Origin of the sequence: Mesorhizobium sp. B2-2-4 (genome assembly GCF_006442375.1) — a bacterium.
Lineage (GTDB): Bacteria > Pseudomonadota > Alphaproteobacteria > Rhizobiales > Rhizobiaceae > Mesorhizobium.
Genome location: NZ_VFWB01000015.1, coordinates 80970 through 94630, shown reverse-complemented (window position 1 = coordinate 94630; position 13661 = coordinate 80970). Strand labels below are relative to the sequence as shown.

Genomic DNA, 13661 nt, shown 5'->3' with positions numbered 1-13661 from the left:
CCTTGATGGACAGGTCTGCAATTTTGCGGGGTCATGCGCCGAGCCCTCTCGCTCGCGCGGCCGAGCCGATGAAGCCATTGATGGCGGCGAACAGTTCCGGCTCGTCGAGCAGGAAGGCGTCGTGCCCGCGATCGGTCTCGATCTCGACGAAGGACACCGACGCGCCGGCGGCATTCAGCGCATGGACGATCGAGCGGCTCTCCTCGGTCGGGAACAGCCAATCCGAGGTGAACGACACCAGGCAGAAGCGGGTCTTGGTGCCGGCAAAAGCATCGGCCAGCCTGCCGCCGTGGTCGGCGGCGAGGTCGAAATAGTCCATGGACCGCGTCATATAGAGATAGGAATTGGCGTCGAAGCGGTCGACGAAAGTCATGCCCTGGTGACGCAGATAGCTCTCGATCTGGAAATCGGCGTCGAAGCCGAAGGTCAGCGCTTCGCGGTCCTGCAGGTTGCGGCCGAACTTCCGGTGCAAGGCTGCTTCCGACAGGTAGGTGATGTGGGCGGCCATGCGCGCCACGGCGAGCCCCTTTTCCGGGCGTTTGCCGTGGTCGAAATACTTGCCGCCATGCCATTCGGGGTCGGCCATCACGGCCTGCCGGCCGACCTCGTGGAAAGCGATGTTCTGCGAGGAATGCCGCGCGCCGGTGGCGATCGGCAGCGCCGAGAAAACACGCTCCGGATAGCTCGACGCCCATTGCAGCACCTGCATGCCGCCCATCGACCCGCCGAGCACGCAAAACAGTTTTTCGATGCCGAAATGATCGATCAGCATCTGCTGGGCACGCACCATGTCGCGGATGGTGATGACCGGAAGGTCGAGCCCATAAGGCTTGCCGGTGGCGGGATTGGTGGATGCCGGGCCGGTGGAACCGAGGCAGCCGCCGATGACGTTTGAGCAGATGACGAAGAAACGGTTGGTGTCGATGATCTTGCCGGGGCCGATCAGCACTTCCCACCAACCCGGCTTGCCGGTCACTGGATTGGTGCTGGCCACATGCTGGTCGCCGGTCAAAGCGTGGCATACGAGAATGGCGTTGGAACGGGCGTCATTCAGCGTGCCGTAGGTCTGGTAGGCGATCTGGAACGGCGACAGCAGCGTGCCGGCGTCGAGCTTGAGCGGCTTGTCGGCGCCGAAGCGCACGACCGGACTCGACGGTTGGTCTGCCTCGTTGTTGGTTCTGCCAGCGCGCTGAGCGGCCATCTCGTCTCTCTTGCTGCACCCTTGCCTTGCGGAAATCGCTGCCGATCTCCGCGCCGCCGACGCGTTCGTCCGGCCGGCCGCGGACAATAAAAAACCGGCATTGCCTTCGCAAAGCCGGTTACGTCGCGCAAACGGCCCTTTAGCGAATTGTTTAACGTGGCTGCAAGCCGACCGGCCAAATCACCACGGAACTGTCGCTGCCCTTCTAGAACTCACCTGCCTCGCCGTCAATGCCGCCTGCTGGCACCACTGCCACCTCTCGACATTGCCGGCCATGGCTTGTATTTCCGCAGCGGCTTCCAGGACGGAAGCGTTCTCGACGGATTTTGCGATATGAGCCAGACCCCGGACAAGGCACGTCCAACCCCGCGCGCGGGCATCATGGACATCCAGGCCTATGTGCCGGGCAAGAGCTCGGCCCCCGCCGGGGTGGACAAGGTCCACAAGCTGTCGTCGAACGAGAACCCGCTCGGCCCCTCGCCGAAGGCAATCGAGGCCGCGCGCGAGGTCGCCGCGAAGCTCGACGTCTATCCCGACGGCACCGCCCGGCGCCTGCGCGAAGCAATCGCCGAGGTGCATGGTCTGAACGCACAGAACATCATCTGTTCCAACGGCTCCGACGAGATCCTCGGCCTGCTGGCGCAGACTTATCTCGCGCCCGGCGACGAGGCCATATTCACCGAACACGCCTTCATGGTCTACAAGATCTACATCCAGTCGGCGGGTGCGACGCCTGTCGCGGTCAAGGAGACCCAGGAGCGCGCCGACATCGATGCGATCCTGGCGGCTGTCACGCCACGTACGAAGATCGTGTTCCTCGCCAATCCCAACAATCCAACCGGCACTTACGTGCCGTTCCAGGAGGTGCGCCGCCTGCATGCCGGCCTGCCGAAGAACGTGCTTCTGGTGCTCGATGCCGCCTATGCCGAATATGTCAGGCGCAACGACTATGAGGCCGGCATCGAGCTCGCGGGCAGCTCTCAGAACGTGGTCATGACCCGCACCTTCTCCAAGATCGGACTTGGCGGGGCGCGGATCGGATGGATGTATGGGCCGATGCACATCGTCGACGCGATCAACCGCATACGCGGTCCCTTCAACGTCAATGCGACGGCGATCGAGGCCGGCATCGCCGCCGTCCGCGACCGCGCCCATATCGAGCGTAGCGTCGCGCATAACGAGACCTGGCTGGCCTGGCTGAGCGAACAGATGACCGGGCTCGGGTTGCGGGTGACGCCGAGCGTCGGCAATTTCCTCCTCATTCATTTTCCCGACGACGGCAAGCATTCGGCCGCGGCGGCGGACGATTATCTCACCCAGCGCGGCTACATACTGCGGCGTGTTTCGGGCTATGGCTTTCCCAACGCACTGCGTATGACGGTCGGCACCGAAGAGGCCAATCGCGGCGTTGTCGCGGCACTCACGACATTCCTGAAAAGCTAGAACGCCATGGCATCACCGATGTTCGAAAAGATCGCGCTGGTCGGCATCGGCCTGATTGGCTCGTCGCTGGCCCGCGTCATCCGCCGCGAGGGCCTGGCCGGCCATGTCGCCATCTCGACGCGCAGCGCCGCGACGCTGGCGCGGGCGCAAGAGCTTGGGCTGGGCTCCTCCTACGCCATAGATGCCAAGGAAGCGGTCCGCGATGCCGACCTGGTTATCGTCTCGGTGCCGGTCGGCTCGTCCGGCGCGGTGGCGCAAGAGATCGCGCCGGCGCTGAAGAGGGGCGCCATCGTCACCGATGTCGGCTCGACCAAGGCTTCCGTGATCGCACAGATGCAGCCGCATATACCCGGTGGGGTGCATTTCATTCCCGGCCATCCGCTGGCCGGCACGGAGAAATCTGGGCCCGATGCCGGTTTCGCCGATCTGTTCGACAACCGCTGGTGCATTTTCACCCCGCTGCCGGACACGGATCCGGACGCGCTGGAAAGGCTTTCCGAATTCTGGCGCCGTTGTGGCGCCAACATCGACACGATGGATCCGCAGCATCACGACATGACGCTGGCCATCGTCTCGCATTTGCCGCACATCATCGCCTACAACATCGTCGGCACCGCCGATGACCTGGAATCGGTGACCAAGACGGAAGTCATCAAATATTCCGCTTCCGGTTTCCGCGACTTCACGCGCCTCGCCGCCTCCGATCCGACCATGTGGCGGGACGTGTGCCTGCACAACAAGGACGCGATCCTGGAAATGCTGGCGCGGTTCTCGGAGGATCTGGCTTTTCTGCAGCGGGCAATCCGCTGGGGCGACGGCGACAAGCTGTTCGACCTGTTCACCCGCACCCGCGCCGTGCGACGCTCGATCATCGAGGCCGGCCAGGACATCGACGTGCCGGATTTCGGTCGCCAGGCGGTCGAGCATCCGGCGAAAAACTAGGCTCCTTCAGGCCAGGTCGCCGCCATCATCGCCAGTGTCTCGGCACGATCGGGCGCGCCCAGCCTGCCGCCGAAGCGCTGGCATTTGAGCGCTGCGGCCGCGCTGGCAAAGCGTAGCGCCTGCTCGATCGGCATGGCTTGCGCCAATCCGGCTGCGAATGCGCCATGAAAGACGTCGCCGGCTGCCAGCGTATCCACCACCTTGACCTTTGGCGCAGCGACGTGGCGTACGCAACCGGCCTGCCTGTCATGCCACCAGGTTCCAGCCCCGCCGGCGGTTACCGCGACGAAAGCGTCGGTGCGCGACGCAAGGTCGGCGCATGCGGCCTGCGGGTCCAGCGCCTGGCCGCAGACGATGCGCGCCGCCGGTTCGGAGGCGACGATGTGCGAGGCGAGCGGCAACAGCCGCTCCAGCACTGCCAATGGCGCGGTGTCGGCATCGAGGATCCCAGGGCGGCGGGCAGCGCGCGCAGCGCTGAGCGCCAGCGCCGCAGCACCCGGCCAGCGCACATCGACCAGCACGGCATCGAAAGCCGTGAGATCGGCGACCGGCAAGCCGTCGGGATCGGCCTGAGCGCGCTGATCGTAGAAAGGCACGATGATGCGTTCGCCATGGCCGTCGACAAGGATCGCGGCCAGCGCCGAGGACGCTCCGGGGACGCGACGGACGAGGCTGCAATCGACGCCCTCCGCCTCGATGCCCGATATCAGCTGGTTGCCGACCTGATCATCGCCGGCGCTCGCCCAAAGCCACACTTCGGCGCCCAGCCGGCGTGCGGCGCAGGCGGCACTCGTGGCCATGCCGGAAGCGATCTGGACGCCATCGGCGGCCATGAACTTGCCCTGATGGATGGGCAGCGCTTCGACGCGAAGAATGGTGTCGAGCGTCAGCGCGCCGACGCTCAGGAGTTTTGCCGGTCTGTCCATTGGGGATGCTTAGTCGACCGGCTTGATCTTGCCCAGCGGGATAAAGCCGAGCGAGGCCTTGCCCTTGACCACCTTGAGCGGCATCGACGGTTCGTTGCCGAGCAGCGCCAGGGCGGCAAAGCCTTGTTCGATCTGGTTCTTCTGTTCGGGTATGGCGGCCCCGAGAATGGCGGCCACGGCTTTCGGGTCTTTCAGCCTGATCATCAGATCGGCATCGACCAGGCCCTCGGTGTCGACCGACAGCGGCCCGGAAACGGCGACGTGCGCCGTGCCCGACGACAAATCCAGCCTGCGGATCTCGACGGCCTGGCCACGCAGGCTTTTCAGTTGCGTGCCGATCAGGGCCAGGCCGTTCTTCAGCGTCGCCTCGCCACTGGCGTCGAGCGGCGGCAGGACGCGGCCCCCGATCGCATCGGGGTCGATCTCCAGATCGCCGAAGCTGCCGATATAGTCGATATCCCTGCCGTTCGGCTGCAGCTGGCCCGCCGCCTTGCCGGCGCTGAACAGTTGCACCGGATCGGTATCGTCGGCCGGATCAGTCTGGCCGGACAGGCCCTCGGCCGTGAGCGAAATGCGTCGCGGCAGCGGCCATGAGAGCTTGACGTTGGCCTTAAGATCATCCCAGTCGATCCACAGCGGCACCATGCCCGGAACGGAGGTCCTGAGCGGACCGCGCAGGTCCGCGACCGGCGACAGCGGCTGGATGATCTGGGCGACGGCGTTGAAGGAACCGGCAGAGGCGGCAACGTTCTTGGCATCATCCTCATAGGCAAGATTGTCGCAGGAGACGGCGAAGCTCAGGGGATAACCGCTGACCTGGAGATTGGCGCAGCCGGCCTCGATGCCACTCTTGTTGAGCGTGGCGACCGCCTTGTCGGCTTCGCTCCGGACCCTGTCGGCGAGATAGAACCAGCCGCCGCTGTAGATGGCGAACAGCGCGATGACAAACGCTGCAAGCCAGAACAGGCGGCGGCGATGCTTCGGCTGGCGTTCGTCAGTGGACGTCATGCTGCGGTTCTCGTTCACGCATCGGGGCTGTGGGCGGGCTGTCGATTCTGGCAACGACAATAGGTAGACAGAGATGGACGGAAAAAACACCGATTCCGGTGTGGTGTTGCCATTCTTACGCAATCAGGCACGGCGATATGGGCGATTTTTGGGTGTTTGGCTATGGTTCGCTGATATGGCGGCCGGGGTTCGCGCATGTCGAGACAAGGCGGGCGCGCCTGCATGGCTATCGTCGCGCGCTGTGCGTCTATTCCTTCGTGCATCGCGGCACGCGGGAACGTCCGGGGCTGGTGCTCGGCCTTGACCGCGGGGGTTCCTGCGTCGGGCTGGCTTTCCGGGTGCCGGGCGAGTTGCGGGACGAGGTCATCGCCTATCTGCGTGAGCGCGAGCTGGTCACCAATGTCTATCTCGAGCGCATGCTCAATGTCCGCCTTGACGGCGGCGGCACGGTCGAGGCCGTGGCCTATATCGTCGACCGCAATCATGAGCAGTATGCCGGTGCGCTCGATGCGGCCCACGCCGCTGATGTGGTGCGCGGCGCTGTCGGCCAATCCGGCAACAATGAGGACTATGTGTCGAGCACGCTGGACCATCTCCGGGCGCTCGGCATCCGCGATCACTGGTTGGAAGACGTGGCCAGGCGGATCGCGCCTTTGTGAAGCGCTGGCTTGCGGAAAAATCCGGCGAGGTCTTTGACCTCGATGCGGCGAGACCTAGGTTAGGCTCCGACTCTCGACGGGCGATAGCCGCCCAATCCCACCAACACGGAGATCAGCCTTGCAGAAACGCCGTCTCGGTCGCACCGACCTTTCCATCGCGCCGCTGGTTCTGGGCGGCAATGTCTTCGGCTGGACCGCCGACGAGAAGACGTCGTTCGACCTGCTCGACCGCTTCGTCGGCGCCGGCCTGAACGCGGTCGACACAGCGGACGCCTATTCGCGCTGGGTGCCCGGCCACGAGGGCGGCGAATCGGAAACCATCATCGGCAAATGGATGAAGGACCGCGGCAACCGCGATAAGGTCGTGGTGATCACCAAAGTGGGCTCGGACATGGGGCAGGGCCACAAGGACCTGTCCGCCGCTTACATCGAAAAGGCCGTCGATGCATCGCTGAAGCGGCTTCAGACCGAGTTCATCGATCTTTATCTGTCGCACTGGCCGGATCCAACCACGCCCTATGAGGAAACCCTCGGCGCCTATGAAAAGCTCCTCGCCAAGGGCAAGATCCGTTATGCCGGCTGCTCGAATCTCGACGCCGGCCAGTTGCGCGCCGCGCTCGACGTGGCAAGCCTGCGCAGCCTGCCGCGCTATGAAGTGCTGCAGCCGGAATACAATCTCTACGACCGCTCGTCGTTCGATGGCCCGCTGCGCGATCTCTGCATGGCGGAGGACATCGGCGTGATCACCTATTTCAGCCTGGCCAAGGGTTTCTTGAGTGGCAAATACCGCAGCGAGGCCGATCTCGGTCAAAGCCCGCGCGGCGGCGGCGTGAAAGATTACCTAAATGCGCGCGGTATGCGCATCCTCGCGGCACTCGACGCGGTGTCCGCCAGGCATTCGGCCAAACAGGCGGAAGTGGCGCTTGCCTGGGTCATTGCCCGGCCGGGCGTCACCGCGCCTATCGCCAGCGCCACCAAGCCTGAACAGATGGACAGCCTGATCAAGGCGGTGTCGCTGGAGCTGAGCGCCGACGACATGGCCGAGCTCGACAAGGCGAGCGGCTGAGCCGTCAGCAGCGCGCACGATCGTCCAAGACGGTCGCCCCGACCTTGCCATACCGTCATTGACGCTTGGCAAGACAGGAGGCGCGGATGGCAGGCCCGCTTTTTTCGCAGCCGGATATGTGGCGTCAGCTCGTTGCGCTGATGCTTGCCGCTACGGCCGTCATGGGCAGCCCGGGACCGGCGACGATAAGCGTCACCGCCGTCGGCGCGGCGTTCGGCCTGCGCCGTTCCCTGAGCTACGCCTTGGGGGTCATCCTGGGCACGATCACCGTGCTTCTGGTCGTGGCAAGCGGGGTGAGCGCCATGCTTGCCGCGATGCCGCCGCTCGCGCCGCTGCTTGTCGCGGCGTCGGCTGCCTATATCCTCTATCTCGCGTTCAAGATTGCCAGCGCGCCGCCCCTGGCGGCGGATGCCGGCGAGGCCGCGCGACCGACATTCACCGGCGGGTTCCTGCTGGCGGTGGCCAACCCGAAGGCTTATGTGGCCATCGCCGCGGTGTTCGCCGGCGCGTCCGCGGATTCGGGCGCCGGCGCCATCGGCACCGGGCCGAAGCTGACCGCTCTCGCATGCATGATCGTCGCCATCCATGCCGTGTGGCTGCTTGCGGGCGCTGCTTTCGCGCGCTTTCTTCGCAGGCCGGTGGCTTCGCGCATCATCAATCTGGTCTTTGCCGCGACGCTGGTGCTGACGACCGCACTGGCTGTGTTCGCTTGAACGTTGCGCGGGCCGCCATCGGTCGCGCCGAAGGCCGCACTTCAGGCTTTGGCGCCGAGTTCCCGCAGCCGCTTCACCGCCGTCGGCGGCAAGGCGGGCGGATTGGGTGCACGGGACGCGTCGATGAGGAACTGGTCGCAGGCGGTTTCGGTTTCGCCGATCAGCCGCCGCATGAATTCCTCCTTGTCCAGGCCCGGCGGGATCGGCGGCAGGAAGCGCGCCTTGATGGTGCCGGGATAGCGCAGGAACTTGCGGCGCGGCCAATAGAGGCCGGCAACATGGGCGACCGGCACCACGGGAATGCCGAGCTGCGCATAGATTTCGACAATGCCGTATTTGTAGGCGGGTTCGTCGCCGGGCGCGCGGCGGGTGCCTTCGGGATAGATGATGAGCTGCCGCGGGTTGCGCGCGATTTCTTCCTTGGTCGCCGCAACCACCGCCTTCAGCGCCTTGGAGCGGCTGCCGCGGTCGACCGGGATCATGCGCATTTTCAGGATGTACCAGCCGAAGAACGGAATCCAGGTCAGCTCGCGCTTCAGAATGTAGAGTGGATCCTGGAGATAGGGGAAGAAGGCGATCGCGTCCCAGAAGGACTGGTGCTTGGGCGCCAGGATGAAGGAACCTTCGGGCAGATTTTCCACCCCGGTGATGTCGCTCTTGGTCCCGGCGATCTTGTCGTAGAGCCACATCGAGGTGCGCGACCAGAACTTCGGCACGAACCAGGCGCGATGGCGCGGCGACAGGAAATAATAGGGAGTCCAGAGGATCATCTGGACGATCAGATTGACGTAGAAGACGAAGTTGAACGCCAGCGATCGGACTTGGAGCATTGGGGGGGCCCGGGAAAGAGGTGTGCGTTGGTTACACCAAGCGGGCGCAAAAAGGAAATGGCCGAAGATGCCCCCGAACGGCGCCGAAAGACATTTCGGCTTCGCCCACGGCCCAGCCGCGCTACATCAGCCGCGCCAGCCTTTCTTTCAGGCGCGGGGCGGCGAAGTCAAGAAATGCGCGCAGCTTGACCGGCAGCAAGCCGTGGCCTGCGTGCACCAGGCTTACCGGCCAGGGTTCCGGTTCGAACTCCCGCAGCAGCACGCGCAGCGCGCGTGACCGCACCGCCGCGTCGACCTGGTAAGACAGCACCCTCGTCAGCCCGACGCCGGCGAGCGCGGCATCGATCGCAGCTTCGGCGGTGTTGACCTGAAGCCGCGAGCGGACCCGAATCGGCATCTCGGCCTTCCCGACGGTGAAGCTCCATGTCGAGAGCGCGCCCGGCCCTTCGAAGGTAATGCAGCTGTGGGACTCGAGGTCCGCAAGCGCCGTCGGGGCGCCGCGTTCGGCCAGATAGCCGGGGCTCGCGCAAACGACACGGCGGATCGTACCGATCCGCATGGCGACAAAACTGGAGTCGGGAAGCCGGCCGATGCGGATGGCGAGGTCGAAATGGTCCTCGACCAACTGGGTTATGCGGTCGGCCAGCGTCAGGCGGATGTCTACGTCGGGATAGGCGGCGAGGAAGCCGGTCACGACCGGCAGCACATGCAGGCGGCCGAAGACGACCGGCGCGGTGATGGCCAGTTCGCCCGTCGGGGCGCTGTATTCGCCGGCCGCCATGCGCTCGGCCTCGCCGACCTCGCCCAGGATGCGGCGGCAGGCGGCAAGATACGCCTGGCCCGCATCGGTCAGCGTCAGCCGGCGTGTCGAGCGGTTCAGAAGGCGGGTCTTCAGATGTCGTTCCAGGTCGGAAACCTTGCGGCTGACCGTCGCCAGCGGAATGCGAAAACGGCGCGCGGCTGCAGACAGGCTGCCGGCCTCCGCCGCGGCGACAAAGAGCGACATGGCTTCGAGCCGGTCCATCGATTCTTCCGGAAATTGGAAGGATAGATTACAAATATGGCATCTACATCTGTCTGATGGAAGCCTCCATATTGGCTGTGACGCAGACGACCCGGGTCAAGAAAGGAATTGTCATGTCGCAAGAGCGTCCGCCGCTGCCGCCATTCACCGCGGAAACCGCCGCGCAGAAGGCGCGCATGGCCGAGGATGCCTGGAACTCGCGCGATCCAACCCGTGTCGCGCTTGCCTATACGGTAGACAGCCGCTGGCGCAATCGCGCCGAGTTCCTGCAAGGCCGCGATGCCATCCAGGCTTTCCTGACGCGCAAATGGAGCCGGGAACTCGACTACCGGCTGATCAAGGAGGTCTGGGCTTTCCATGGCAACCGTATCGCGGTGCGTTTCGCCTATGAGTGGCATGACGACAGCGGCTCGTGGTTCCGCAGCTATGGCAATGAGAACTGGGAATTCGACGAATATGGGCTGATGCGGCTGCGCATCGCCAGCATCAACGACCTGCCGATCGGCGCTGCCGACCGTAAATATCACTGGCCGCTCGGCCGACGGCCGGACGACCATCCGTCGCTGTCTGAACTCGGGCTTTAACCTCTCCGGGTAAGAAAGGCTACCGATGGACGCGCATGCTTTTACCAGCGACGTCGCTTTCACGCCGACCGTCAAGGCGATCCAGGCCCGCAAGGGCTCTCGCCAGGCCTATTCCCGGGTCGAGGAGCGCGGTGGCTGGCAGTCGGTGATTACATCGGACCTTGCGGCCTTCATCGAGATGCAGACCAGCGTCTTCCTGTCGACGGCCAACGGTGTTGGCCAGCCCTATATCCAGCATCGCGGCGGGCCGGCCGGCTTCCTCAAGGTGCTCGATGAAAAGACGATCGGCTTCGCCGATTTCGCCGGCAATAGACAGTTCATCACCCAGGGCAATCTCGCCGACAATCCGCAGGCCTTCCTGTTCCTCATCGACTATGCCCATCGCCGGCGTGTCAAGATCTGGGGCACGGCGCGTGTGGTGGAAGGCGACGCCGAGCTGATGGCGAGGCTGATGCCGCGGGATTATGCGGCACGGCCCGAACAGGTCATTCTGTTCACCGTGGCGACCTGGGATGCGAATTGTCCGCAGCACATTCCGCAGCGCTTCGAGGCCGCTGACGTGGCGGCGGCGCTGGCCGAACGCGACAGGCGGATCGAACGGCTCGAACAGGAAGTCGCTCGCCTGCGGCAGGCGCCGGGATCCGTCACCAAATGACGAGCAGGTTCAGCTGCCGGCGGCGATCTCGGCCAACGCGATGCCGTCCGGCGTCGGCTTCACCGGAACGATACCGCGCGCCAATGCCAGCAGATATTTATTGTATTCGGTGAACAGCACGCGCAATGCCCGCGGCTTGGTCAGCCAGCCGCCATTGTCGAGATTGCTGTTGACCACCGGATAGGGTTCGAGCTTGGCCTTGTGCAGCAGCCGGCCCATTTCCAGCAGGCTGCGCGGCATGTGGTAATTGTTGGTGACGAGGATCACCGTGCCATAGGCATGGCTCTCGACCCATTTGGCGCTTTCCTCGGCATTGCCGATCGTGTCGAGCGCGGCGCGGTCGATGTCGACGCAGCAGGAAAACAGCCTGATGTCACCGCCGGTCGCGGCCTGAAGCTGACGTCGGCTGGCGGAGGGATGCACACCGCTGATCAAAAGCCGCGCGCCCTTGCCGGACGCCAGCAGCTCCATCGCCGCATCGAGGCGCGATTGGCCGCCGGTCAACACGATGATCGCGTCGGCCTTGGCCGGGTTGGCAGGGGTGGTCAGATGGCTGACGGTGTTGGCGAACCAGCCGAAGCCGCCGGCAAACAGGGCGACCAGGGCAAGCAAGGCGAAAGAAGAAACGCGCAGCACGGCCGAAACCCGGCCGCGTCCATGCGGACGCGCCACCAACGCCGGCATCGGTCCAACGGTACTGGTCGAGTCCCGCACCTCCATCATGGCATGGTTAATCCCGAAATGCGGCCTTTGGTAGGTAAAAATCGCAATTTGCGTTACGGCGGTTCTTCATGCGTGATCGATCCTGGTCATTCGACGTCGTCATGCTTCAGGCTGGCGCACGTCGATGTCGCTGAGATAGGCGACGACGGTGGCGTGCGAGGTTGCAGCCGTCAGCGCGCCGATAATCAGCACCATCAGCACGACACCGAGATAGCCGGCCGAGCCGATGGCGAAGTTGCCGAATAGCGCAGTCGCCTGGTCGGCCTGCGGGGTCGCCATGTTGCGCGAGGACCACCAGGAAAAGACGATGAAGACGGCGACCGCGGCGGCTCCGCCGGCGGCCGCGCCCTTCATCCCGGTGATCAGGAAATGGCGACGGAACTCGCGGGCGATGAAACGCGCTTCGGCGCCGACGAAATGCAGCACCTCGATGATGTGGCCGTTGCCGGCCATGGCACCGCGCGTGGCGAACACCACGGTCAGCACCGTCGCCGAGAGCATCAGCGCCAGCACCGCGATACCGATGGTCACCGTGGTGCGGGCCATGGCCACCAGCCGGTCCACCCAGGTGCGGTGATCGTCAAGCGATGCGCTCGGCAGCTTCGGCGTGATCGCGGCGCGCATGGCGGCGAAATCGGGCGGGTTGCTCTCGTCGATGGTGACGATGATCAGCCGCGGCACCGGCAGTTCGTCGATGTTGAGGCCCGAACCCAGCCACGGCTCCAGCAATCTGGCGGTGGCGTCGCGGTCGATGATCCTGGTCGCCTTCACGCCGGGGAATTCGCCGGCGATCTGCGAGGCCTGGGCAAGGGCTGCCTCCATGTCGAGGCCGTCGACCGGCTTGATCTGGATCGTCGCCTCTCGCGAGATCTGGTTTTCCCAGACCGAGGCGGTGTCGCGCACCAGGGTAACCGCGCCGAAGGTCAGGCAGGACAGGAAGGTCATGATGGCGATGACCAGCACCAGGGCGCGGCCGGCGATGTTCTGCGCCGGCACGATGGGCGCCATCTTGCGCTGGACGCGCGGCCTTGGCGCGGCCGCTTCGTCGGCCTGTGCGTCGAGGTGTTCGGCGGAAAGCTCAGTCATAGATATCAAGCCTCCCGCCGGCCAGGATCATGCGGCGCGCATCGACCTGCTCCATCAGGCCGAGATCGTGGGTCGCGATCACCACGGCGGTGCCCAGGCGGTTGAGTTCGATGAAGAGCCTGAGCAGGCGTCGCGCCAGCGGCGGATCGACATTGCCGGTCGGCTCGTCGGCCAGCAGGATCTCCGGCTGCTCGATCAGGGCGCGGGCGATCGCGGCTCGCTGCTTCTCGCCGCCCGACAGGACTGGCGGCAGCACATGCATGCGTTCGCCGAGCCCGACCCATTTCAACAGCTCGGTGACGTCGGTGCGGTAGCTCGCTTCCTCGCGCCCGCGCACGCGCAAGGGCAACGCGACATTCTCATACGTGGTCATGTGGTCGAGCAGGCGGAAATCCTGGAACACCACGCCGATGCGGCGCCTGAGATGCGGCAGTTCGGCGCGCGAGATGCGCGAGCGGTCCTTGCCGAAGATGGTGATCAGCCCACGCGTCGGCTTCAGCGACATGAACAGAAGGCGCAGCAACGTCGTCTTGCCGGCGCCCGAAGGCCCGCTCAGGAACTGGAACGAGCGCTCCGGTATGTGCAGGGAGATGTCGCGGAGGATTTCCGGACCCATGCCATAGCGGAGGCCGACATTTTCGAAGCGAATCACTTTCGGCGACCTGAAATTCCTAGAGCGTGATGCCGAAAAGTGTGAGGCGGTTTTCGGGCGACATCATGCTCTATCACTCTAATTCAGAGGCGGATTCAGATTTCAGGTCGATTTGACCTGAAATCGGAATCCGTCGGCGGCAAGCCGGC

Annotated in this window: 15 protein-coding genes and 1 riboswitch; of the genes, 7 read left to right on the top strand and 8 right to left on the bottom strand. The window is 64.7% G+C overall.

The window, feature by feature from the left end; translation table 11 throughout:
- Window positions 1-31: 31 nt before the first annotated feature.
- The gene (locus FJ959_RS28470) at window positions 32-1201 is read right to left on the bottom strand and encodes a homoserine O-acetyltransferase (protein ID WP_140513895.1); all 1170 of its coding nucleotides are present in this window, start codon (window positions 1199-1201) and stop codon (window positions 32-34) included.
- A 119-nt stretch (window positions 1202-1320) separates the two neighbouring features.
- Window positions 1321-1398, bottom strand: a riboswitch (SAM riboswitch).
- A 136-nt stretch (window positions 1399-1534) separates the two neighbouring features.
- Between FJ959_RS28470 and hisC the strand changes: the two genes are divergently transcribed.
- Entirely contained in the window at window positions 1535-2644 is a 1110-nt protein-coding gene (hisC, locus tag FJ959_RS28465; RefSeq protein WP_140584036.1) for a histidinol-phosphate transaminase, read from the top strand.
- A gap of 6 nt (window positions 2645-2650) precedes the next feature.
- On the top strand, window positions 2651-3586 hold the full coding sequence (locus tag FJ959_RS28460; protein ID WP_181167284.1) for a prephenate/arogenate dehydrogenase family protein: 936 nt from the start codon (window positions 2651-2653) through the stop codon (window positions 3584-3586).
- Here FJ959_RS28460 and FJ959_RS28455 read toward each other — a convergent pair.
- Both FJ959_RS28455 and FJ959_RS28450 read right to left on the bottom strand, forming a co-directional pair.
- On the bottom strand, window positions 3583-4512 hold the full coding sequence (locus tag FJ959_RS28455) for a sugar kinase (RefSeq protein ID WP_140625647.1): 930 nt from the start codon (window positions 4510-4512) through the stop codon (window positions 3583-3585). The two genes, FJ959_RS28460 and FJ959_RS28455, sit on opposite strands and share 4 nt — an antisense overlap.
- Before the next feature lie 9 nt (window positions 4513-4521).
- On the bottom strand, window positions 4522-5520 hold the full coding sequence (locus tag FJ959_RS28450; RefSeq protein ID WP_140625646.1) for a DUF2125 domain-containing protein: 999 nt from the start codon (window positions 5518-5520) through the stop codon (window positions 4522-4524).
- A gap of 137 nt (window positions 5521-5657) precedes the next feature.
- On the opposite strand from FJ959_RS28450, the gene FJ959_RS28445 reads away from it, so the two are divergent.
- The 3 genes from FJ959_RS28445 to FJ959_RS28435 all read left to right on the top strand — a co-directional run bounded on the left by FJ959_RS28445 (window position 5658) and on the right by FJ959_RS28435 (window position 7958).
- Window positions 5658-6179 carry a gamma-glutamylcyclotransferase gene (locus FJ959_RS28445; RefSeq protein WP_140500781.1) on the top strand — a complete coding sequence of 174 codons (522 nt, stop codon included), beginning with the start codon at window positions 5658-5660 and terminating at the stop codon, window positions 6177-6179.
- Window positions 6180-6297: 118 nt separating this feature from the next.
- The gene (locus FJ959_RS28440) at window positions 6298-7245 is read left to right on the top strand and encodes an aldo/keto reductase (RefSeq protein ID WP_140558105.1); all 948 of its coding nucleotides are present in this window, start codon (window positions 6298-6300) and stop codon (window positions 7243-7245) included.
- A gap of 86 nt (window positions 7246-7331) precedes the next feature.
- On the top strand, window positions 7332-7958 hold the full coding sequence (locus FJ959_RS28435) for a LysE family translocator (RefSeq protein ID WP_140625645.1): 627 nt from the start codon (window positions 7332-7334) through the stop codon (window positions 7956-7958).
- Window positions 7959-7999: 41 nt separating this feature from the next.
- Here FJ959_RS28435 and FJ959_RS28430 read toward each other — a convergent pair whose 3' ends face one another.
- Both FJ959_RS28430 and FJ959_RS28425 read right to left on the bottom strand, forming a co-directional pair.
- Entirely contained in the window at window positions 8000-8788 is a 789-nt protein-coding gene (locus FJ959_RS28430; RefSeq protein WP_140633304.1) for a 1-acyl-sn-glycerol-3-phosphate acyltransferase, read from the bottom strand.
- 121 nt (window positions 8789-8909) lie between these two features.
- Window positions 8910-9812, bottom strand: coding sequence for a LysR family transcriptional regulator (locus tag FJ959_RS28425; protein ID WP_140633301.1), 903 nt, complete (start codon window positions 9810-9812; stop codon window positions 8910-8912).
- Between the two features lie 113 nt (window positions 9813-9925).
- Here FJ959_RS28425 and FJ959_RS28420 point away from each other — a divergent pair, with 113 nt between their 5' ends.
- Window positions 9926-10396 carry a DUF1348 family protein gene (locus tag FJ959_RS28420; protein ID WP_140633298.1) on the top strand — a complete coding sequence of 157 codons (471 nt, stop codon included), beginning with the start codon at window positions 9926-9928 and terminating at the stop codon, window positions 10394-10396.
- A 25-nt stretch (window positions 10397-10421) separates the two neighbouring features.
- The gene (locus FJ959_RS28415) at window positions 10422-11051 is read left to right on the top strand and encodes a pyridoxamine 5'-phosphate oxidase family protein (RefSeq protein WP_140633295.1); all 630 of its coding nucleotides are present in this window, start codon (window positions 10422-10424) and stop codon (window positions 11049-11051) included.
- Window positions 11052-11060: 9 nt separating this feature from the next.
- On the opposite strand, the gene FJ959_RS28410 is transcribed toward FJ959_RS28415, so the two are convergent.
- From FJ959_RS28410 to ftsE, 3 genes are all read right to left on the bottom strand, one after another.
- Window positions 11061-11774 (bottom strand): YdcF family protein, encoded by a 714-nt coding sequence (locus tag FJ959_RS28410; protein WP_140633292.1) that lies wholly within the window; start codon window positions 11772-11774, stop codon window positions 11061-11063.
- A gap of 99 nt (window positions 11775-11873) precedes the next feature.
- A complete protein-coding gene (locus FJ959_RS28405) occupies window positions 11874-12860 on the bottom strand; it encodes an ABC transporter permease (protein ID WP_140633289.1) in 987 nt (328 codons plus the stop codon).
- Window positions 12853-13512, bottom strand: a complete 660-nt coding sequence (gene ftsE, locus FJ959_RS28400) for a cell division ATP-binding protein FtsE (RefSeq protein WP_027023302.1) — start codon at window positions 13510-13512, stop codon at window positions 12853-12855. Before ftsE ends, FJ959_RS28405 begins: the two co-directional genes overlap by 8 nt.
- Window positions 13513-13661: the final 149 nt, after the last annotated feature.